Annotated in this window: 19 protein-coding genes; 4 read left to right on the top strand and 15 right to left on the bottom strand. The window is 72.2% G+C overall.

The features are described 5' to 3' along the window. Positions 1-4: 4 nt before the first annotated feature. From kdpC to EKH77_RS24500, 7 genes are all read right to left on the bottom strand, one after another. Positions 5-655, bottom strand: coding sequence for a potassium-transporting ATPase subunit KdpC (gene kdpC, locus EKH77_RS24530; protein WP_126916468.1), 651 nt, complete (start codon positions 653-655; stop codon positions 5-7). A gap of 5 nt (positions 656-660) precedes the next feature. Next, complete coding sequence (gene kdpB, locus EKH77_RS24525) at positions 661-2,772, bottom strand: potassium-transporting ATPase subunit KdpB (RefSeq protein WP_126916467.1); 2,112 nt, start codon at positions 2,770-2,772, stop codon at positions 661-663. Then, positions 2,769-4,460 carry a potassium-transporting ATPase subunit KdpA gene (kdpA, locus tag EKH77_RS24520; protein ID WP_126916466.1) on the bottom strand — a complete coding sequence of 564 codons (1,692 nt, stop codon included), beginning with the start codon at positions 4,458-4,460 and terminating at the stop codon, positions 2,769-2,771. Before kdpA ends, kdpB begins: the two co-directional genes overlap by 4 nt. An 8-nt stretch (positions 4,461-4,468) precedes the next feature. Continuing rightward, a complete protein-coding gene (gene kdpF / locus EKH77_RS24515; protein WP_043188605.1) occupies positions 4,469-4,558 on the bottom strand; it encodes a K(+)-transporting ATPase subunit F in 90 nt (29 codons plus the stop codon). Positions 4,559-4,905: 347 nt separating this feature from the next. Beyond that, positions 4,906-5,676 (bottom strand): DUF3710 domain-containing protein, encoded by a 771-nt coding sequence (locus EKH77_RS24510; protein ID WP_240667505.1) that lies wholly within the window; start codon positions 5,674-5,676, stop codon positions 4,906-4,908. Between the two features lies 1 nt (position 5,677). Beyond that, a complete protein-coding gene (gene dut / locus EKH77_RS24505; protein WP_126918263.1) occupies positions 5,678-6,178 on the bottom strand; it encodes a dUTP diphosphatase in 501 nt (166 codons plus the stop codon). A 5-nt stretch (positions 6,179-6,183) separates the two neighbouring features. Beyond that, the gene (locus EKH77_RS24500; RefSeq protein ID WP_126916464.1) at positions 6,184-6,768 is read right to left on the bottom strand and encodes a PaaI family thioesterase; all 585 of its coding nucleotides are present in this window, start codon (positions 6,766-6,768) and stop codon (positions 6,184-6,186) included. Between the two features lie 59 nt (positions 6,769-6,827). Here EKH77_RS24500 and EKH77_RS24495 point away from each other — a divergent pair, with 59 nt between their 5' ends. Further along, on the top strand, positions 6,828-7,271 hold the full coding sequence (locus tag EKH77_RS24495; RefSeq protein WP_126916463.1) for a DUF3093 domain-containing protein: 444 nt from the start codon (positions 6,828-6,830) through the stop codon (positions 7,269-7,271). 130 nt (positions 7,272-7,401) lie between these two features. Here EKH77_RS24495 and EKH77_RS24490 read toward each other — a convergent pair whose 3' ends face one another. The 6 genes from EKH77_RS24490 to EKH77_RS24465 all read right to left on the bottom strand — a co-directional run bounded on the left by EKH77_RS24490 (position 7,402) and on the right by EKH77_RS24465 (position 13,471). Next, positions 7,402-8,226, bottom strand: coding sequence for a hypothetical protein (locus EKH77_RS24490; RefSeq protein WP_126916462.1), 825 nt, complete (start codon positions 8,224-8,226; stop codon positions 7,402-7,404). 13 nt (positions 8,227-8,239) lie between these two features. Beyond that, positions 8,240-8,536, bottom strand: coding sequence for a DUF4193 domain-containing protein (locus EKH77_RS24485; protein ID WP_126916461.1), 297 nt, complete (start codon positions 8,534-8,536; stop codon positions 8,240-8,242). A 427-nt stretch (positions 8,537-8,963) separates the two neighbouring features. Next, complete coding sequence (locus EKH77_RS24480) at positions 8,964-10,262, bottom strand: sensor histidine kinase (RefSeq protein ID WP_126916460.1); 1,299 nt, start codon at positions 10,260-10,262, stop codon at positions 8,964-8,966. Positions 10,263-10,268: 6 nt separating this feature from the next. Next, the gene (locus EKH77_RS24475; RefSeq protein WP_126916459.1) at positions 10,269-10,922 is read right to left on the bottom strand and encodes a response regulator transcription factor; all 654 of its coding nucleotides are present in this window, start codon (positions 10,920-10,922) and stop codon (positions 10,269-10,271) included. 595 nt (positions 10,923-11,517) lie between these two features. Next, a complete protein-coding gene (locus EKH77_RS24470; RefSeq protein WP_126916458.1) occupies positions 11,518-12,327 on the bottom strand; it encodes an inositol monophosphatase family protein in 810 nt (269 codons plus the stop codon). 13 nt (positions 12,328-12,340) lie between these two features. Then, positions 12,341-13,471: a ferrochelatase gene (locus EKH77_RS24465; protein WP_126916457.1), complete on the bottom strand. Its 1,131-nt coding sequence runs from the start codon at positions 13,469-13,471 to the stop codon at positions 12,341-12,343. 143 nt (positions 13,472-13,614) lie between these two features. Between EKH77_RS24465 and EKH77_RS24460 the strand changes: the two genes are divergently transcribed. Both EKH77_RS24460 and EKH77_RS24455 read left to right on the top strand, forming a co-directional pair. After that, positions 13,615-14,874: an MFS transporter gene (locus tag EKH77_RS24460; RefSeq protein WP_126916456.1), complete on the top strand. Its 1,260-nt coding sequence runs from the start codon at positions 13,615-13,617 to the stop codon at positions 14,872-14,874. Then, on the top strand, positions 14,819-16,171 hold the full coding sequence (locus EKH77_RS24455; RefSeq protein WP_126916455.1) for a D-arabinono-1,4-lactone oxidase: 1,353 nt from the start codon (positions 14,819-14,821) through the stop codon (positions 16,169-16,171). Before EKH77_RS24460 ends, EKH77_RS24455 begins: the two co-directional genes overlap by 56 nt. A 94-nt stretch (positions 16,172-16,265) precedes the next feature. On the opposite strand, the gene EKH77_RS24450 is transcribed toward EKH77_RS24455, so the two are convergent. Then, the gene (locus EKH77_RS24450; protein WP_126916454.1) at positions 16,266-17,333 is read right to left on the bottom strand and encodes a hypothetical protein; all 1,068 of its coding nucleotides are present in this window, start codon (positions 17,331-17,333) and stop codon (positions 16,266-16,268) included. A 369-nt stretch (positions 17,334-17,702) separates the two neighbouring features. Between EKH77_RS24450 and sepH the strand changes: the two genes are divergently transcribed. Continuing rightward, positions 17,703-18,815 carry a septation protein SepH gene (sepH, locus tag EKH77_RS24445; protein WP_126916453.1) on the top strand — a complete coding sequence of 371 codons (1,113 nt, stop codon included), beginning with the start codon at positions 17,703-17,705 and terminating at the stop codon, positions 18,813-18,815. Between the two features lie 216 nt (positions 18,816-19,031). Here sepH and EKH77_RS24440 read toward each other — a convergent pair whose 3' ends face one another. Further along, a complete protein-coding gene (locus tag EKH77_RS24440) occupies positions 19,032-19,868 on the bottom strand; it encodes a sulfurtransferase (protein WP_126916452.1) in 837 nt (278 codons plus the stop codon). Positions 19,869-20,005: the final 137 nt, after the last annotated feature.

Raw genomic sequence — 20,005 nt, 5'->3', positions numbered from 1 at the left:
GGGATCAGCCCTTGGCGAGCTTCTTCAGGGCCACGTTGAGCTGGAGGACGTTGACGTGTTCCTCGCCCATGAAGCCGAGGATCCGGCCGTCCACGTGGTCCTCGACGAGCTTGTCGACCTTGGCCTCCGGAAGGCCGTTGGCCTTGGCCACGCGCTTGGCCTGGAGGCGGGCGTAGTCCGGGGAGATGTGGGGGTCGACGCCGGAGGCCGAGGCCGTCAGGGCGTCCACCGGCACCGAGGCCGGGGAGACGCCGTTGAAGGCGGCGACGTCGGCGCGGCGCTGCTCGACGCTGGTGAGGAGGACCTTGCTGTCGGCGGCGAGGTTGGAGGCGCCGGAGACGAGCAGCTTGTAGCGGGTGTTCTCGGTGTTGGGGCCGGCGGCCGAGGGGCGGGGCTGGAAGTACTGGGGGTCGGGCAGGGGGTTGCCGTCCTTGTCCTTCTTGTCCGCGAGGTTGTAGCTCTGGCCGAGGAACTCGGAGCCCACGGACTTGCCGTCGACCTTGATCTCGGAGCCGTTGGCCTTGTCGTTGAAGGCGGCCTGGGCGATGCCGGTGACGGCGAGCGGGTAGATCACACCGCAGACGACCGTGAGGACGAGCAGGGCGCGCAGCCCCGCGCCGAGCAGCCGGAACGTGTTCTGTACGGAGTTGTTCACGGTGGTCACCCGATGCCAGGGATGAGGGAGATGAGCAGGTCGATGATCTTGATGCCGATGAACGGGGAGATCAGGCCGCCCAGTCCGTAGATCAAGAGGTTGCGGCGGAGCATGGCGTCCGCGCTCATCGGGCGGTAGCGCACGCCCTTGAGGGCGAGCGGCACCAGGGCCACGATGATCAGCGCGTTGAAGATGACGGCCGAGAGGATCGCGGACTTCGGCGAGGCCAGGCCCATGATGTTGAGCTTGTCGAGGCCGGGGTAGGCCACGGCGAACATCGCGGGGATGATCGCGAAGTACTTCGCGACGTCGTTGGCGATGGAGAACGTGGTCAGCGCGCCACGGGTGATCAGCAGCTGCTTGCCGATCTCGACGATCTCGATGAGCTTGGTGGGGTTGGAGTCCAGGTCCACCATGTTCCCGGCCTCCTTGGCGGCCGAGGTACCGGTGTTCATGGCCACGCCCACGTCCGCCTGGGCCAGCGCCGGGGCGTCGTTGGTGCCGTCACCGGTCATCGCGACGAGCTTGCCGCCGGCCTGCTCGCGCTTGATGAGCGCCATCTTGTCCTCGGGCGTGGCCTCGGCGAGGAAGTCGTCGACACCGGCCTCCTGGGCGATGGCCTTCGCCGTCAGCGGGTTGTCACCCGTGATCATGACGGTCTTGATGCCCATGGCACGCAGCTCGTCGAAGCGCTCGCGCATGCCTTCCTTGACGACGTCCTTGAGGTGGATGACGCCCAGGACGCGCGGCCCCTTGTCGTCCTCGACCGCGACGAGGAGCGGCGTGCCGCCGGCCTGCGAGATGTCGTCGGTGAGCTTGGTGGCGTCGTCGGCGACGGTGCCGCCGCGCTCCTTCACCCAGGCGACGACCGAACCGGTCGCGCCCTTGCGGACCTTGCGGCCATCGATGTCCACACCGGACATCCGGGTCTGGGCGGTGAAGGGAATCCACTCGGCCCCGACGAGCTCGCCCTCGTGGCGCTCGCGCAGGCCGTACTTCTCCTTGGCGAGGACGACGATCGAACGGCCCTCGGGCGTCTCGTCGGACAGCGAGGAGAGCTGGGCGGCATCGGCCACCTCGGCGGCCATGGTGCCCTTGACGGGCACGAACTCGGCGGCCTGGCGGTTGCCGTAGGTGATGGTGCCGGTCTTGTCGAGCAGCAGCGTGGAGACGTCGCCAGCGGCCTCCACCGCGCGCCCGGACATCGCCAGGACGTTGCGCTGGACGAGCCGGTCCATGCCCGCGATGCCGATCGCGGAGAGCAGCGCGCCGATGGTCGTCGGGATGAGGCAGACCAGCAGGGCGGCCAGCACGATCATCGTCTGCTCGGCACCCGCGTAGATCGCGAAGGGCTGGAGGGTGACGACGGCGAGCAGGAAGACGATGGTGAGCGAGGCCAGCAGGATGTTGAGGGCTATCTCGTTCGGCGTCTTCTGCCGGGCCGCGCCCTCGACCAGATTGATCATCCGGTCGATGAACGTCTCACCCGGCTTGGTCGTGATCTTGATGACGACGCGGTCGGAGAGCACCTTCGTACCGCCGGTGACGGCCGAACGGTCGCCGCCCGACTCCCGGATGACCGGGGCCGATTCACCGGTGATGGCCGACTCGTCGACGGAGGCCACGCCCTCGACGACGTCGCCGTCGCCCGGGATGATGTCACCCGCCTCGCAGACGACCAGGTCGCCCACGCGCAGCTCGGTACCGGCCACCGACTCCTCGCCACCGCCCGCGGTCAGGCGGCGCGCGACCGTGTCGGTCTTCGCCTTGCGCAGCGTGTCGGCCTGCGCCTTGCCGCGGCCCTCGGCGACGGCCTCGGCGAGATTGGCGAACAGCACCGTCAGCCAGAGCCAGATCGTGATCGTCCAGCCGAACCAGTCGCCCGGGTTCTTCAGCGCCAGCCCGGTGGTGACCACCGAACCGACCTCGACCACGAACATGACCGGGGACTTGACCATCACCCGGGGGTCGAGCTTGCGGAACGCGTCCGGCAGGGACTTGACCAGCTGCGCCGGGTCGAAGAGACCGCCGGCGACGCGGCCGGGCTCCTGGCCGCCGTGGGCGTCGACGTCCTTGGGGTCCTCGGAGGTGGGTCGGACAGGGGTGGTCGTGCTCATGAGAGTCCCTCCGCCATCGGGCCAAGGGCCAGGGCCGGGAAGTAGGTCAAGCCGGTGATGATGAGGATCGCGCCCACGAGCAGGCCCGCGAACAGCGGCTTCTCGGTGCGCAGGGTGCCCGCGGTCTCGGGGACGGGCTTCTGCTCGGCGAGCGAGCCGGCCAGCGCCAGGACGAAGACCATCGGCAGGAAGCGGCCGAGCAGCATCGCCAGACCGATCGTGGTGTTGTACCACTGCGTGTTGGCGTTCAGGCCGGCGAAGGCGGAGCCGTTGTTGTTGGCGCCGGAGGTGAAGGCGTAGAGGACCTCGGAGAAGCCGTGGGCCCCGCTGTTGTTCACGGAGTTCGACGCGCCGTTGAGGATCGAGTCCGGCGGCGTGGCCAGGGCCATGGACAGCGCGGTGAAGCCGAGGACCAGGGTCGGGGTGATGAGGATGTAGCACGCGGCGAGCTTGATCTCGCGGGTGCCGATCTTCTTGCCGAGGTACTCGGGCGTGCGGCCGACCATCAGGCCCGCGATGAAGACCGCGATGATCGCCATCACGAGCATGCCGTAGAGACCGGAGCCGACGCCGCCGGGGGCGATCTCGCCGAGCATCATGCCCAGCAGGGTGATGCCGCCGCCGAGGCCGGTGAAGGAGGAGTGGAAGGAGTCCACGGCACCGGTGGAGGTGAGCGTGGTAGTGGTCGCGAAGATCGCGGAGGCGCCGACGCCGAAGCGCTGCTCCTTGCCCTCCATCGCGCCGCCGGCGGCCTGGAGCGCCGCGCCGTGGTGCGCGTACTCGGTCCACATCATCAGCGCGGTGAAACCGAGCCAGATGACGCCCATCGTCGCCAGAATCGCGTAGCCCTGCTTGACGTTGCCGACGAGCTTGCCGAAGGTGCGGGTCAGCGCGAAGGGGATGACGAGGATCAGGAACGCCTCGAAGAGGTTGGTGAAGGCGTTGGGGTTCTCGAACGGGTGGGCGGAGTTGGCGTTGAAGTAGCCGCCGCCGTTGGTGCCGAGCTCCTTGATGACCTCCTGCGAGGCCACGGCGCCGCCGTTGACCTGCTGGGTGCCGCCCGCCAGCTGCCCGATCCCGTGGATGCCGGAGAAGTTCTGGATGGCGCCGCACGCGACGAGGATCAGCGCGCCGACCACCGAGAGGGGGATCAGGATCCGGATCGTGCCGCGCACCAGGTCGGCCCAGAAGTTGCCCAGCTCGCCGGTGCGGGAACGGGCGAAGCCCCGGACGAGGGCGACGGCGACGGCCATGCCGACCGCGGCGGAGACGAAGTTCTGCACCGCGAGGCCGAGCGTCTGCACGGCGTGGCCCATGGCCTGCTCGCCGGAGTACGACTGCCAGTTGGTGTTGGCCACGAACGAGGCGGCGGTGTTGAACGCCTGGTCCGGGCTGATCGAGTTGAAGCCGAGCGAGAGCGACTCCGGCAGCACGCCCTGGACCCGCTGGAGCAGGTAGAGGAAGAGGAGGCTGACGGCGGAGAAGGCGAGAACGCCGCGCAGATAGGCGGGCCAGCGCATTTCGGCGCCGGGGTCGGCGCCTATCAGGCGGTAGATCCACTTCTCGGCGCGCAGATGCTTCTCGGAGCTGTAGACGCGGGCCATGTAATCACCGAGCGGGATGTACACCAGGGCCAGCGCGCCGATGAGCGCGACGAGCTGAAGAATTCCGGAGAGGACGGGACTCATGTCTGTGCTCAGAACCTCTCCGGGAAAACGAGGGCGAGGATCAGGTAGCCCAGCAGGGCGACGGCCACGACGAGGCCGACGATGTTCTCGGCGGTCACAGCTTCGTCACCCCCTTGGCGACGAGAGCCACCAGTGCGAAGACCGCGATGGTGGTGACGACGAAGGCCACATCGGCCATCGTGTGCTCCTAGAGAGGTTCGGAAGAACGGACCTCTAGAGGAAACCTCCACTACCGTCCGGTAGCACTTCCGTTGACGCCTCCCTTACGGCCATTAGCGCCCCCTTGACGAGATCCTGACGCGGACGCTCAGGACCTGCGAAAACGCTCCGGAAACGCCGCTGGGCCGGAACCCGTATTACGGGTTCCGGCCCAGCGAAACGGCGTATTCAGGCCGCCCGGCGGCCCTTTCCGGTAGCCGCCCGGCGGTCTTTCCGGCGGCTCGGGTCAGCGGATCTCGCTGATCTCCGGGCCGCGCTGGAGACGGTCCACCCCGCCCGCGAAGCGGGAGCCCGGCTCCTCCTGCTGCTGAAGCCCCTCGGCCACCATCTGCGCGTCCTCGGGCAGCTTCAGGACGATCGGGTCGCGCGGCGCCATCGGGGACTCCCCGCGCACCACGACCGTGTCCCGGAAGACCTGCTCCAGCAGCCCGGCGGTCTGCGGCTGCACCGCGCCCTGGCCGGAGATCACACCGCGCAGGAACCAGCGCGGACCATCACAGCCGACGAAACGGACGAGCTGGACGCCCTGGGTGCCATCCGGCAGCGCCACGGGCACCTGGGCCCGCAGCTCCCAGCCGAGCGGACCCTCGACCTCGTCCACGACACCGCCCTGCTGGGTGATGCCGGCCGCGATCTCCTCGCGGACCTCGCCCCAGATGCCCTCGCGCTTGGGGGCGGCGAACGCCTGGAGCTGGACGGCGCTGTCACGCAGCACCACGGTCGCGGCGACGATGGCCTCACCGGCGACCTCGACCCGCAGCTCCATGCCCTCGACGCCGGGCACGAACAGTCCGCCCAGGTCCACCCGGCCCTCGGCGGGGTCCCCGACCTCGGAGGCGTCCCACGGACCGTCGGGGCGCGGCCCCGGCTCCAGCCGGATCCGGCTCTCGGCCGCGGTGGCCTCTGCGGCCCGGGAGTCCTCAGTCAACTCCTCGGAGGCCACGTCGTCGATACGATCGACAACGTCCTCGCTGCGCTTGCGGCGACGACCGAACACGTCACTGTCCTTCCCGGTCGCAGGCGACCGAAGCGAATCCATTCCCCACGGCAGCGTGGCCACCGGTGGACCCGAAGCCCCCTTCGGCCCGCGCCGAGCCGGGAAGCTCCGCCACCTCGTGGAAGCGAACCTTCTCGACCTGCTGGACAACCAATTGGGCGATGCGGTCGAACCTCTCGAACCGGACGCTCTCGCGCGGGTCCAGATTGACCACAATCACCTTGATCTCTCCACGGTACCCGGCATCGATGGTGCCCGGGGCATTGACCATGGACACCCCGCAGCGGGCGGCCAGGCCCGACCGGGGGTGGACGAACGCCGCGTAGCCGTCGGGCAGCGCGATGGAGATGCCGGTGGGCAGCACCGCGCGCTCACCGGGGGCGAGCTCGGCGGCCTCGGTGGTGACGAGGTCGCAGCCCGCGTCACCGGGGTGCCCGTACGAGGGAACGGGCACCTCGGGGTCGACCCGGCGGATCAGGACGTCCAGCTGCGGACGGGGCACGACGCTCACGGGTTCACCTCAAAGGCTCGGGCGACCTTCACCTGGTCGGGATCGGCGAGGGCGGCCTGGATCTCCTGCTTGCGGCCGTTCTCGATGAAGTGGTCGACCTTGACCTCGATGAACACCGCGTCCGCCTGCACCGCGACCGGGCCCTCCGGCCCGCCGATACGGCCGGTGGCCGTGCAGTAGATCTTGCGGCCGTGCACGGCGACGGCCTCGGCCGTCAGGTGCAGCACGGTGCCGACCGGGACGGGACGCGTGAAGTCCGTCTCCAGCCGTCCGGTCACCGCGATGGTGCGCAGCAGCCAGCCCAGCGAGCCCAGGGTCTCGTCCAGGGCCGTGGCCAGCACGCCGCCGTGCGCCAGGCCGGGGGCGCCCTGGTGGGCCTCCCTGACGCGGAACTCGGCGGTGACGCTCACCCCGTCGCCGGCGCGGGTCTCCAGGTGCAGCCCGTGCGGCTGACCGCCGCCGCAGCCGAAGCAGTGCTCGTAGTGCGACCCGATGATCTCTCCGGGCGCGGGGGCTTCGGGGTGCCGCACCGGAGGCCGTGCGTCGGCCGGCGGTGTCAGCGCTGTCGTTCGTCCACTCACAGGGGCTGACCTTACCCGCGCGGACGGGGCCCGGTCCCGTCCGTGCCAAGCTTGTGCGCATGCAGCCTTACGAAGAACGCCTGACCGCGCCCCGCTCCTGGTGGGTCATCGCGGTCATGGCCGGCGTCGCCATGGCGCTGATCCTGCTGCCGCTGGGCACCCTGCCGATGCTGGGCGGGCTGATCGGCGGCTCGGCGCTGTCCGCGATGGCGGTCAGCTCGTACGGCTCCGCGCGGATCCGGGTGGTCGGCGGCGCGCTGGTGGCGGGGGACGCGAAGATCCCGGTCACGGCGCTGGGGGTGCCGGAGGTGCTGGACGCCGAGGAGGCCCGCGCCTGGCGCACCCACAAGGCGGACACCCGCGCGTTCATGCTGCTGCGCGGCTATGTGCCCACGGCGGTGCGGATCGAGGTCACCGACCCGGCGGACCCGACTCCGTACGTCTACCTCTCCACGCGTTACCCGGAGCGGCTGGCCGCGGCGGTCGAGGCCGTACGGGCCTGAGGGCGGGCCGGCCGCCCCGGCCCGGCCTCGGGGGTCTCGGGGTCCCGGGCGGTCACCCACAAGGGCCACACGGGCCTCTGGGAGGCCCTTGTGGGCTTCCGGGACGGGTCCGGTCGGCCCTTGCGGCGTCTCAGGCCAGCCCCAGGCCTTCGTCCGGCGGCTCCGAGGGCGTGCCCGTGAGCTCGTCCCAGGAGGTCTGCCGGGCGCGCAGGTCCTTGCGGACCTTCTCGGCGAGCCGCTTGGTGTCCCGGCGGTTCATCACCGCGCCGACGGTCGCGCCGATCATGAAGGGCGTGAGGTTGGGGAGGTTGCGGAAGGTGCGCTTCAGCACCCGCTGGCGCAGCTCGCGGCGGAGCTGGCCGCCGAGCGCGGCGTTGACGGTCAAGGGGGACGTGACGTCGATGCCACGCTCGTCGGCCCAGGCGCCCAGATAGGCCACGGCCCGCTGGCGCCCGCTGCCGGGGGCCCGGACGCCGTACACCTCGTGCAGCTCGGCGATGAGTTTGTACTCCACGGCGGCGACGCCGATGACCTCGGCCGCCAGCTCCGCGGGCATGGCGGGCGGCACGGGCAGCATGGCCGCCGCCCCGATGCCCGCGCCCACGGTGGAGGTGCCGTAGGCGGCACCGGCCACCAGTTTGTCCGCGAGCTCCTCCGGCCCGAGGCCGGGGAACTGCGCGCGAAGGGTCGCGAGATCACGCACCGGGATGCGTGGAGCGTTCGCGATGATCCGGTCCGCGACGGCGGTGAGGCCCGCCCGGGCGCCCCGGCCGCCCTTGCGCAGCCGCACGCCGGCCTCCTGGCCGACGACGGCGGCGAGCGAGGCCATGCGGCCTCGCTCGGCGGTCGGGTCGGCACCCGCCTCGACCGCGCCGCCAGGGACGTCCTCGACGGGCCCGGAGGTCAGCCCGGGCCGCTGGGAGCGCCGCTTCCGGAACGGGTTCGAGCCTGCCATGGCAGACCCTGCCTCACTCGCAGTCGCGGCAGATCGGCTGGCCGTTCTTCTCACCGGCGAGCTGGCTGCGGTGGTGCACGAGGAAGCAGCTCATGCACGTGAACTCGTCGGCCTGCTTGGGCAGGACCCGGACGGCCAGCTCCTCGTTGGAAAGATCGGCGCCCGGCAGCTCCATGCCCTCGGCGGCCTCGAAGTCGTCGACGTCGACCGTCGACGAGGACTTGTCGTTCCGCCGGGACTTCAGTTCTTCAAGGCTGTCACTGTCGACGTCGTCGTCGGTCTTGCGTGGGGTGTCGTAGTCCGTTGCCATGTCGCTCTCCCCCTCTGGGTGTCTGCGGTATCTCCAGCGCACGTAACGCGTGAGAGGCCGGACTTGTGCCCGACCCGAGGCGGAGATTTTGCCTCACATCAAGGTCTGTTACTCAATCGACACCCAACCGCACACCTGAAGAGGTGATCGGGACGGGTGCCGATGGGGACCGTACACGGTCGAAATGCCGTGTACGGCCATGCCATTCCGTGTACTTCCCGTGATCAGGACCCCCGGAAACCCCCATTTTTCAGGCGTTCCCCCGGGGCCGCCGGTCACGGAGAGTAGATGGCCGGAAGTCTGCGTATGTGACCGATCACACACGGCCGCGGTGCCGGGCGGACCGGATGAATTCCGCCCAAAGCGAACCCGCGACGCACCATTCTCGCAGACTTTCCCGGCCCGGGTGCCCACGGGCCGGCACCGGTCAGCTGGGCAGGACGACCCGCATGACCAGGCCACCTCCCTCACGGGGCTCGGCGGTGATCCGCCCGCCGTGCGCCCGCGCCACCGAGCGCACGATGGACAGCCCCAGGCCGACGCCCTTGTCGCTGCCGGTACGCTCCGTGCGCAGCCGACGGAAGGGCTCGAAGATGTTGTCCACCTCGTAGGCCGGGACGACCGGGCCGGTGTTCTCCACGATCAGCACGGCCTGGCCCGGCAGGGCCTGGGTCGTGACCTCCACCCAGCCGTCCGGGGTGTTGTAGCGCACCGCGTTCTGCACGAGGTTCAGCGCGATCCGCTCCAGCAGCACGCCATTGCCCTGGACGACCGCGGGCTGCCGGGTGCCGCGCAGCTCCACGCCCTTGGTCTGGGCCTCCCCACGGGCCTGGTCGAGGGCCTGGGAGGCCACCTCGGCGAGGTCCACGGGCTTGCGGTCCACGATCTCGTTGTCGCTGCGGGCGAGCAGCAGCAGGCCCTCCACGAGCTGCTCACTGCGCTCGTTCGTGGCCAGCAGCGTCTTGCCCAGCTGCTGGAGCTCCGGGGAGGCACCGGGGTCGGACAGGCTGACCTCCAGCAGGGTGCGGTTGATCGCCAGCGGGGTGCGCAGCTCGTGCGAGGCGTTGGCGACGAAGCGCTGCTGGGCGGTGAAGGCCCGTTCCAGCCGGTCCAGCATCTCGTCGAAGGTGTCCGACAGCTCCTTGAGCTCGTCGTCCGGGCCGCCCAGCTCGATCCGCCGGCTCAGATCCGTGCCGGCCACCCGGCGGGCGGTCCGCGTGATCTTGCCCAGCGGGGAGAGGACCCGGCCGGCCATGGCGTAGCCGAAGGCGAAGGCGATCACGGCGAGGCCGAGCAGGGCGAGGAGGGAACGGCGGAGCAGGGATCCCAGGGCCGCCGCCCGCTGGTCGACCATGCAGCCGTTGAGAATGCTGTTGGCCTGCTCGGCGTTGAGGCCCGGGCTCTTCAGCGCGGGGCAGGTGTTACGGGTCACCTGGACCTGGCTACCGTCGACCAGCTTGATCAGCGGCTCGCTGCCGACCTCCAGGGCATTGGCGGCCAGCAGATAGATGATCGTCAGCAGCAGGACGCCGGCCATCAGGAACATCCCGCCGTAGAGCAGGGTGAGGCGTATCCGGATGGTCGGGCGCAGCCACGGGAACGGGCGTACGACCGGCTGGCGCGGGTCCCAGGTGGGCTTGGGGGGCGGCGTGGCCGCCGGGCCCGGCCCGCCCGCCGGAGGGGCGGGGGGCGGCGGGGGCGTGGGGGTGGCGGGGGTCTGGGACATCGCGGCTCAGATCCGGTATCCCGAGCCCGGGACGGTGACGATCACCGCGGGCTCGCCGAGCTTGCGGCGCAGGGTCATCACGGTGACCCGGACCACGTTGGTGAACGGGTCGGTGTTCTCGTCCCAGGCCTTCTCCAGCAGCTGCTCGGCCGAGACCACGGCCCCCTCACTGCGCATGAGCACCTCCAGCACCGCGAACTCCTTGGGCGCCAGCTGCACCTCGCGGCCGTCGCGGAACACCTCGCGGCGGTTGGGGTCCAGCTTGATGCCGGCCCGCTCCAGCACGGGCGGCAGGGCGACGGTCGTCCGCCGGCCCAGCGCCCGGACGCGCGCGGTGAGCTCGCTGAACGCGAAGGGCTTGGGAAGGTAGTCGTCGGCGCCGAGCTCCAGGCCGGCCACGCGGTCGCTGACGTCGCCGGAGGCGGTCAGCATCAGGACCCGGGTGGGGATGCCGAGCTCGACGACCTTGCGGCAGACGTCGTCTCCGTGGACGAGCGGCAGGTCGCGGTCGAGCACGATCACGTCGTAATCGTTGACGGCGACGCGTTCCAGGGCGGCGGCTCCGTCGTACACGACGTCGACGGCCATGGCCTCCCGGCGCAGTCCGGTGGCGACGGCGTCTGCGAGCAGCTGCTCGTCCTCGACGACGAGTACGCGCACGGCGCTTTTCCTTCCTCTTGGCCCGAGTGGGCAGGCGTGATGGTCCCTGATGGGTTCCTCCATCCTGCCTCGGATGTCGGTAAACCGGCTGTAAGGGGTGCCTGGCGGACTGCTGGGGAAGGATTCCGGATTCTTCGGCGGCCGCAGGTTTCCGCCCGGACCGGGGTGGGGAAGACGTCTGCACACCCGCGATCACGCTTCTCCGTACGCCTCCGCGTACGCGGGTACACCACGCAGTGATCGTTTTCGCCGTGGCACACCCCCGTGCCGCCAACCCACGACGAGGGGGCGCAGCACCATGGACGCGTTCACCGCTGGCATTCTGCAGCGCATAGAGATGACCCGGTCCGACCTCGACCACGCCCGTCGTACGGGCGACGACTACCTCGCCGACGTCGAACAGTCGGAGCTCGACGAGCTTCACCGCCTGGCGGCGGAGCACGGCGTACAGGTCTGATCCGCACAGCGCGGAGCGCCCCCGGCACGGCTTCGATCCGTGCCGGGGGCGCCTGCGTGCGTGGGGGTTGTCGGCCACCGCGTACGTGGCCGGCGGTGCCGAACGGCCCGCATCCCTCGCTGCCGGCCGCCCGCGGGGCTAGTCGTGCCAGGCCCCCAGCTCCTCCAGCCGGGCCTGGAGCGGCTCGAAGAGCCCGGTCGCCGCCGCGATCGTCAGTTCGCCCGAGGCCGGGGCCCCGGGGCGGCCGCCCGTGAGGGCGCCGGACTCGTGGGCGATGAGGGCGCCCGCCGCGTAGTCCCAGGGGTTGAGCCCCCGCTCGTAGTACCCGTCGAGCCGGCCGCAGGCCACATCGCACAGGTCGATCGCCGCCGACCCCCCGCGCCGGATGTCCCGTACCTCCGGCAGGAGCGCGCGGACCACCTCCGCCTGGGCGGCGCGCCGGGCCGTCAGATAGCCGAAGCCCGTGCCGACGAGGGCCTGGGAGAAGACGGGCGCGGGCCGGCAGCGCAGCCGCCGCTCCCCCTCGAAGGCGCCCCGCCCGCGTACGGCGCGGTATGTCTCGCCCCGCATCGGCGCCGCGACGACGCCCACGACCGCCTCGCCGTCGATCTCGGCGGCTATCGACACGGCCCACGACGGCAGCCCGTACAGGTAGTTGACCGTGCCGTCGATGGGGTCGATCACCCAGCGCACGCCGCTGGTGCCCTCGGTGCTGGCGCCCTCCTCCCCCAGCAGCCCGTCGTGCGGGCGGCGCTCCGCGAGGAAGCCGGTGATCAGCTTCTCGGCGGCGATGTCCATCTCGGTGACGACGTCGATGGGGCTGGTCTTGGTGGCGGCCACGCCGAGATCGGCGGGCCGGCCGTCGCGCAGCAGCGCGCCGGCCCGGTCGGCGGCCTCCAGGGCCACGGCCAGCAGCTCATCCTTGAGGGCATTGAGGGCATCGGTCACGGTCGGCGGCTCCTTACGCGTACGGGCTGTCGGCGCCGGCGGCGGCCGGGCGCGGGGCCCGCGCCGGGCAGCAGCCGACGGGGCAGAGGTCGTGGGAGGGGCCGAGCGAGCCCAGCGCGCAGCGCTCGGGCCACTCGCCCCGCTCGGTCGCCGCGCGCTCCAGCACCAGCTCGCGGACGGCGGCGGCGAAGCGCGGGTCGGCGCCGACGGTGGCGGCCCGGGCGACGGGCAGGCCCAGCTCGGCGGCCTTGGCGGCGGCCTCGGTGTCGAGGTCGTACTTGACCTCCATGTGGTCCGAGACGAACCCGATGGGCACCATGACGACGGCCGGCGCGCCCTCGGCACGCACCGCCTCCAGGTGGTCGCAGATGTCGGGCTCGAGCCAGGGGATGTGCGGGGCGCCGCTGCGCGACTGGTAGACGAGGCGCCAGGGGCGGTCCTCGACGCCGGTCTCCTTCCGCACCGCCTCCGCGACGAGCCGGGCCACGTCGAGGTGTTCGGCGACGTAGGCGCCGCCGTCGCCGTGGCCCTCGGCCGGGCCGGAGGTGTCGGCGGCGGCCGTGGGGATGGAGTGGGTGGTGAAGGCCAGATGGGCGCCGGCCCGGACCTCCTCGGGCAGCCGGCCGAGCGCGGCCAGCGTCGCCTCGGCCATGGGGGTGACGAAGCCGGGGTGGTTGAAGTAGTGCCGCAGCTTGTCGACGCGCGGCAGGGGCAGGCCCTCGGCCTCCAGCGCGGCCAGCGCGTCGGCGAGGTTCTCCCGGTACTGCCGGCAGCCGGAGTAGGAGGCGTAGGCGCTGGTGGTCAGGGCGAGCACCCGGCGGTGGCCGTCGGCCACCATCTGCCGCAGCGTGTCGGTCAGGTACGGCGCCCAGTTGCGGTTGCCCCAGTAGACCGGCAGGCCGACGCCGCGCGCCGCGAAGTCCTCGCGGAGGGCGCTCAGCAGTGCGCGGTTCTGGTCGTTGATCGGGCTGACGCCGCCGAAGAGGAAGTAGTGCTGCCCGACCTCCTTGAGCCGCTCACGGGGGATGCCCCGGCCTCGGGTGACGTTCTCCAGGAACGGGACGACGTCGTCCGGCCCCTCGGGCCCGCCGAAGGAGAGCAACAGCAGGGCGTCATAGGGGGCGTGGGATGGCTGATCCGACATGCCTCCGATCCTGCCACCCGCCACTGACACCCGGGAAATGGCGGTGCGTCGCACGAACATCCGGACGTAAGCTGTATCGGCCACCTACGTCCCTTACGGCACCCTCTACCCGTCCCCAGTGCCGACCTTCCCGGGAGCCGTCCTTGCCCAGTCCCTACCGCGCGATATTCGCCGCACCCGGCACCAAGGGCTTCGCCGCGGCGGGCCTCGTCGGGAGGCTGCCCCTGTCGATGCTCGGCATCGGCGTCGTCACGATGATCTCCCAGCTGACCGGCCGGTACGGGCTGGCCGGCGCCGTCTCGGCGACCCTGGCGCTCTCCGCCGCCGTCCTGGGACCGCTGGTCTCCCGGATGGTCGACCGGCACGGACAGCGGCGCATACTCCGCCCGGCGACGGCCCTCGCGCTGACGGCTGTCGCCGGGCTGCTGGTGAGCGCGCAGCAGAGGTGGCCCGAGTGGACGCTGTTCGTCTTCGCGGCGGGCGCGGGCTGCGTACCGAGCGTGGGGTCGATGGTGCGGGCCCGCTGGGCGGCGCTGTTCCACGGCTCGCCACGCGAGCTGCACACGGCGTACTCGGCCGAGTCCGTCATCGACGAGGTGGTGTTCATCGTCGGGCCGATCCTGTCGATCGGCCTGTCCACGAGCTGGTTCCCCGAGGCGGGGCCGTTGCTGGCGGCCTGCTTCCTGGCGATCGGCGTCGTGTGGCTGACCGCGCAGCGGGCCACCGAGCCGAAGCCGCACCCCCGGACGGACCAGACGGCGGGCTCCGCGCTGGGCTCGCGGGGGCTCCAGGTGCTGGTGGCGGTCTTCGCGGCCACCGGCGCCCTGTTCGGCTCCATCGATGTCGTCACCGTGGCCTTCGCCGAGGACCAGGGCCACAAGGCCGCCTCCAGCCTGGTGCTCGCGGTGTACGCGCTGGGCTCCGGCATCGCCGGCGCGGTCTTCGGCCTGTTGCACCTGAAGGGCGACGCCGCCCGCCGCTGGGTTCTGGGCGTGTGTGCGATGGCCGTGAGTATGATCCCCCTCCAACTGGTCGGGAACCTGCCGTTCCTGGCCGTGGCGCTCTTTGTCGCGGGCCTGGCCATCGCGCCGACGATGGTGACCACGATGGCCCTCGTCGAGCAGCACGTACCGCGCGCGAAGCTGACCGAGGGCATGACCTGGACGAGCACCGGACTGGCGGTCGGCGTGGCGTTCGGCTCGTCGGCCGCCGGCTGGGTGGTGGACGCGGCCGGGGCCCGGGCGGGGTACGCGGTGTCCGGCGCGGCGGGGCTGCTCGCGGCCGTCGGCGCGTTCCTCGGGTACCGCCGGCTGCGGCCGGCGCCGGAGCGGGTGGGGGTGCGCGCCCATGGGGGCGACGGCAAGGACGAGCAGCGCCTGGCTGAGCAGCGGCACCAGGCGTGACGACGACGTATGGCGCAACTGGGCGGGAAACGTCACCGCCCGGCCCGCGCGCACGGTGGCCCCGAGGACGGCGGAGGAGCTGTCCGCGGCGGTGTTGCAGGCGGCCTCCGACGGCCTGACGGTGAAGGCGGTCGGCAGCGGCCACTCCTTCACCGCCGCGGCGGCCACCGACGGTCTGCTGATACGCCCGGAGGGCCTGGCGGGCGTCCGCTCGGTCGACCGGGCCGCCGGGACCGTGACTGTGGGCGCGGGCATGACGCTCCGTCGGCTCAATCAGGAGCTCTCCGCGCGGGGCCTGTCCCTGACGAACATGGGCGACATCATGGAGCAGACGGTCTCCGGGGCCGTCAGCACCGGCACCCACGGCACCGGCCGCGACTCGGGCGCGATCGCCGCCCAGATCGCCGGCCTGGAGCTGGTGACCGCCGACGGTTCGGTGCTGACCTGCTCGGCCCGGGAGAACCCGGAGGTGTTCGCCGCGGCGCGGGTGGGCCTCGGCGCGCTGGGCGTGCTCACCGCGATCACCTTCCGGGTCGAGCCGGAGTTCCTGCTCACCGCGCGCGAGGAGCCGATGTCCTTCGGCGAGGTGACGTCCGGCTTCGACGCGCTCGTCGCGGAGAACGAGCACTTCGAGTTCTACTGGTTCCCGCACACCGACCGCTGCGTCACCAAGCGGAACAACCGCGGCGCGGGCCCGGCGGACCCGCCCGGCCGGGCCGCCGCCTGGGTGCAGGACGAACTGCTGTCGAACGGGCTCTTCGGCGCCGTCTGCGCGCTGGGCCGGGCCGTCCCCGGGACCGTCCCCGGGATCGCCCGGCTCAGCGCCCGGGCCCTGTCCGCCCGTACGTACACCGACATTCCCTACAAGGTCTTCACCAGCCCCCGCCGCGTGCGCTTCCTGGAGATGGAGTACGCGCTGCCGCGCGAGGCGGCGATGGCGGCCCTGCGGGAGCTGCGGACGATGATCGAGCGGCGGCGGCTGCGGGTGAGCTTCCCCGTGGAGGTGCGGACGGCCCCGGCCGACGACATCCCGCTGTCCACCGCTTCGGGCCGGGATACGGCCTATATCGCCGTACACATGTACAGGGGCACACCGCACCAGGCGTATTTCACTGCCGTCGAGCAGATCATGACGGCCCACGGGGGACGGCCGCACTGGGGGAAGATCCACGGCCGTGACGCCGCGTATCTGGCCGGCGTCTATCCGCGCTTCGCGGAGTTCACGGCGGTGCGGGACCGGCTGGATCCGGACCGCGTCTTCGGCAACCCCTACCTGCGGCGGGTCCTGGGCCGGTGACGGCACGGGCGCCGGGCGCGGCCTCCTCGTGGGAGGTCCGCCGCCCGGCGCCCGTGGTGTCCGTCCGCGTCGTGTCGCCCGGCCCGTCCTCGTCCTACGAGACCGGGCCCGTGCCGGTGGTGCCGGCGCTCGTGCCGGCCGCCGCGTTCTGGCCGGGCTGCGGCGACGGGGACTGGCCGCCCGTGCCGCCGGAGCCCTGGCCACCGGTGCCGCCCTTGCCGTCGGCCCCGCCCGTGCCCGGGTTCGGCGACGTACCGGAGTCCGGCGTCGGGGTCGGCTTCGGCGTGCCGCCGCCGGAGGACGGGGTCGGCGTGGGGTCCGGGGTGGGCTTGCCGCCCGTACCGCCGCCCTGCTGCGACGCGCCCGGGGAGGGGGTCGAGCCGCTGTCGCCCGCGTCCGCCCCGTTCCCGTCGTGCGAGCGGCCGGGGTCCGGGGCCTGCGGCGGAGCCTGGTCCTCGTCCTGCTTCTTCTCGCTCTTGTCCGGCTGGAAGATCCGGCTGACGGTCGTCCCGCCCTTGTCCCCGTCCGCGCTGGAACCGGAGACGAGCTCCACCGCCGTCACCGTGCCCATGGCCAGGGCGAAGACCGCGGCGGCCGCCAGCAGCGGGCGCTTCCGGCCGCGCAGCCGGGTGCCGTGGGTCGTGCCCTTCGAGAATTCCTCCGAGAACTGCTCGGAGGAGGCGTGGATGTACGCGTCGTCATGCGCGCCGGTGTACGCACCGGCGTACGCCTCGGATTGCGCCGGTTTCGCACCGGGATGTGACACCTGGTGCAGCAGTTGCGTACGGTCCTCGGTTCCCGGCGTCACGCCCGTCGCGTCGACCTGCCCGAGCAGCTGGGTGCGCTCCAGGTCGGCCGAGCGCGCGCGGCCCACGGCACGGGACGCGTCGCGCACCGGCACCTGGCGGAGCCGGGGCTCCGCCGGGGTCGCCGCGTCGCGTATCTGCTCACCCGTACGTTTGAACAGATGCTGGAAGACTGTGCCACCCGTCGTGGCCACGACACTGACGACACCGGCACCGAGCACCGTGCCGTACACCCCGAGCCGGCCCGCGAGCATGGCCGCCACGACCGCCGCCAGCGCACTACCGGCCACTTGTGCGACGCTCAGCTCCAGACGCCTGCCCTTGGCTTTTGCCTCACTTTCGGCTTTGTCGTCCATCTCCAGCCTCTGTTGTTCCCTTCGGTCCCTCTTATAGCCAGAAGAGACATTCGAGCCTAACGAACAGTTCCGAATCAGGCGATTATGTGAACCTCGCCACCCACGGGAACCGGGCCCGGACGCGCCCCCCGCGAGGGGCGCGTTCCAACTCCCTTGCCGCACGAGAACTTCGCTGGCGCGCCGATCCACGCCCGCTGGCCCGAATGGAGTACTGTGGCGAGCCCTGGCCCCAATATCCCGTTCGGCTGCCCGGAAACCACCGGACCCGTCGGGAGGGGCCCGGGCGGCTCTCGCCCCGTCAACTCGGCAATGTTGTGGCAGGCTGCTACCCGGGCAGGCCACACTCGACTAGCGGAAGCAGCGACGCAGGTGACGTCGGCAGGCACCACCCGGGAGGTCCCCATGCCCGAACTGCGTGTCGTGGCAGTCTCCAACGACGGCACACGGCTGGTGCTCAAGTCTGCGGACAGCACGGAGTACACGCTTCCCATCGACGAGCGGCTCCGCGCCGCCGTGCGCAACGACCGCGCACGCCTCGGCCAGATCGAGATCGAGGTGGAGAGCCACCTCCGGCCCCGCGACATCCAGGCCCGCATCCGGGCCGGTGCCTCGGCGGAGGAGGTCGCCCAGCTCGCGGGCATCCCCGTGGAGCGCGTACGGCGCTTCGAGGGCCCCGTGCTCGCCGAGCGCGCCTTCATGGCGGAGCGCGCCCGCAAGACACCCGTGCGCCGCCCCGGCGAGAACAGCGGCCCGCCGCTCGGCGAGGTCGTCGCGGAGCGGCTGTTGCTGCGCGGCGCCGAGAAGGACGCCGCCCAGTGGGACTCCTGGCGCCGCGACGACGGCACGTGGGAGGTCCTGCTGGTCTACCGCGCCGCCGGCGAGCCGCGCGCGGCCAGCTGGACCTACGATCCGCCGCGCCGGATCGTTCAGGCGCTGGACGACGAGGCGCGGGCGCTCATCGGCGAGACCGACGACACGCCCGAGCCCACCTTCCCGTTCGTGCCGCGCATCGCCCGGCTGCCGCGCGACCGGCCGCTGGACCGTTCCCTCGACCGGCCGCAGGCCGCCGGCCCGGACACGGAGGCACCCTCCGGAGACGCGCCGACGGAGGACGCGCCCGCGATCAAGGAGCGCGACCGCGACTCGCTGACCAGCCTGCTGGAGGCCGTCCCGAGCTTCCGGGGCGACATGGTCGTACCCGAGCCGCCGTCGACGCCCCCGGCCGTCGGCGCGATCCCGCCGCCCCCGTCCGACGCCCCGGGCGAGGAGCCGGAGGTCGTCGAGCCCCCGGCCCCGGCCGCCAGCGCCGGGTCCGCCTACGCGGACGTGCTCATGCCACGGTCGGTGGCGGGCCACCGCGAACGCCTGACCGGCACGACGGACCGCCAGGCCGAGGCGGACGGTGTCCGCCCCGGGCGGCGGGCGGCGGTGCCGAGCTGGGACGAGATCGTTTTCGGGACGCGGCGGAAGAAGCAGGACTGATCCGGCCGGGCGGTCGGGCCGGCCCGGCGGAGGCCGGACCGGCACCGCCGGACGCCTACGCGGTGGCCTGAGCACCGTCGCGGCGGAGGGGGTGCCCCGGCCCCGCCCTTTCACCGTTTCCTGGGGGCGAGCCCCCAGCCCCCTGGGCGAGGCTTCGCCCGCCCCCACCGGGCAGGGGCCGGAGATCAGCCCCGGGGGCCAGGGGCTGGACCCGCCTCAGCCCGCGTCCGGCCCCGTCGCCACCGGTCGCGCCGGGTCCGACGACCACTCGCTCCACGACCCGACGTACAGCGCCGCCGGCACGCCCGCCACCGCCAGGGCGAGGATCTCGTGGGCCGCGGAGACGCCCGAGCCGCAGTAGACGCCCACTTCCGCCGCCCCCGTCGCGCCCAGGCGCGCGAAGCGGGCCGCGAGCTCGGGGGCCGGGCGGAAGAGGCCGTCCTCGGTGACGTTCTCGGTCGTGGGGGCGGAGACCGCGCCGGGGATGTGCCCGGCGACCCGGTCGAGGGGCTCCACCTCGCCCCGGTAGCGCTCCCCCGCCCGCGCGTCCAGCAGCACCCCGCGCCGCGCCAGCGCGGCCGCGCCGTCCGCGTCGAGCACCGGCAGCGCGCCCGGCTCGGGCACGAAGTCGCCGTCGGTCGGCACCGGCACCTCCGTCGTCAGTTCGCCCCCGGCCGCGGTCCACGCGGCGAGGCCGCCGTCCAGGACGCGTACGGACGGGTGCCCCGCCCAGCGCAGCATCCACCACGCCCGGGCGGCGGCCCAGCCCAGACCGTCGTCGTAGACGACGACCGGACGGTCGGAGCGCACCCCCGCCCGTCGCATCGCGGCCCCGAACGCCCCGGTGTCCGGCAGCGGGTGACGGCCCCTCCGGCCGGGCTCGGCCGCGAGTTCGGCGTCCATGTCGATGTAGACCGCGCCCGGGAGGTGCCCGGCCTCGTACTGGGGACGACCGGGCGCGGCCCCGGGCCGGTAGCGGATGTCCAGGAGCGTCGGCGGCCGTTGACCGGCCGACTCGCTCGCCCATTCCTTCGCGGTGATGATGACGTCCATGAACCCATCCTGGCGTAGTCCGCGTTGCTCCGAACGGTCCCCTGGCCAGAAGGCTCGTTGCTGATCGATACTGGACGGCGCTGCCGAGGACACGGAAGCGGATCGCGAATTCGGGCATGCTCAGCGGGAACCCTTAC

The organism is Streptomyces luteoverticillatus (assembly GCF_003970715.1).
GTDB classification, from domain to species: domain Bacteria; phylum Actinomycetota; class Actinomycetes; order Streptomycetales; family Streptomycetaceae; genus Streptomyces; species Streptomyces abikoensis.
This window is presented reverse-complemented; position numbering and strand designations above follow the sequence as displayed.

Excerpts from the sequence above, each read along its gene's own strand:
- EKH77_RS24495 (WP_126916463.1), top strand. The coding sequence starts at position 6,828 with ATGCAGCCTTACGAAGAACGCCTGACCGCGCCCCGCTCCTGGTGGGTC.
- EKH77_RS24465 (WP_126916457.1), bottom strand. The coding sequence starts at position 13,471 with ATGTCGGATCAGCCATCCCACGCCCCCTATGACGCCCTGCTGTTGCTC.
- kdpA (WP_126916466.1), bottom strand. The coding sequence starts at position 4,460 with ATGAGTCCCGTCCTCTCCGGAATTCTTCAGCTCGTCGCGCTCATCGGC.
- EKH77_RS24485 (WP_126916461.1), bottom strand. The coding sequence starts at position 8,536 with ATGGCAACGGACTACGACACCCCACGCAAGACCGACGACGACGTCGAC.
- EKH77_RS24450 (WP_126916454.1), bottom strand. The coding sequence starts at position 17,333 with ATGGACGACAAAGCCGAAAGTGAGGCAAAAGCCAAGGGCAGGCGTCTG.
- kdpB (WP_126916467.1), bottom strand. The coding sequence starts at position 2,772 with ATGAGCACGACCACCCCTGTCCGACCCACCTCCGAGGACCCCAAGGAC.
- EKH77_RS24455 (WP_126916455.1), top strand. The coding sequence starts at position 14,819 with ATGGGGGCGACGGCAAGGACGAGCAGCGCCTGGCTGAGCAGCGGCACC.
- EKH77_RS24440 (WP_126916452.1), bottom strand. The coding sequence starts at position 19,868 with ATGGACGTCATCATCACCGCGAAGGAATGGGCGAGCGAGTCGGCCGGT.
- EKH77_RS24480 (WP_126916460.1), bottom strand. The coding sequence starts at position 10,262 with ATGTCCCAGACCCCCGCCACCCCCACGCCCCCGCCGCCCCCCGCCCCT.
- EKH77_RS24490 (WP_126916462.1), bottom strand. The coding sequence starts at position 8,226 with ATGGCAGGCTCGAACCCGTTCCGGAAGCGGCGCTCCCAGCGGCCCGGG.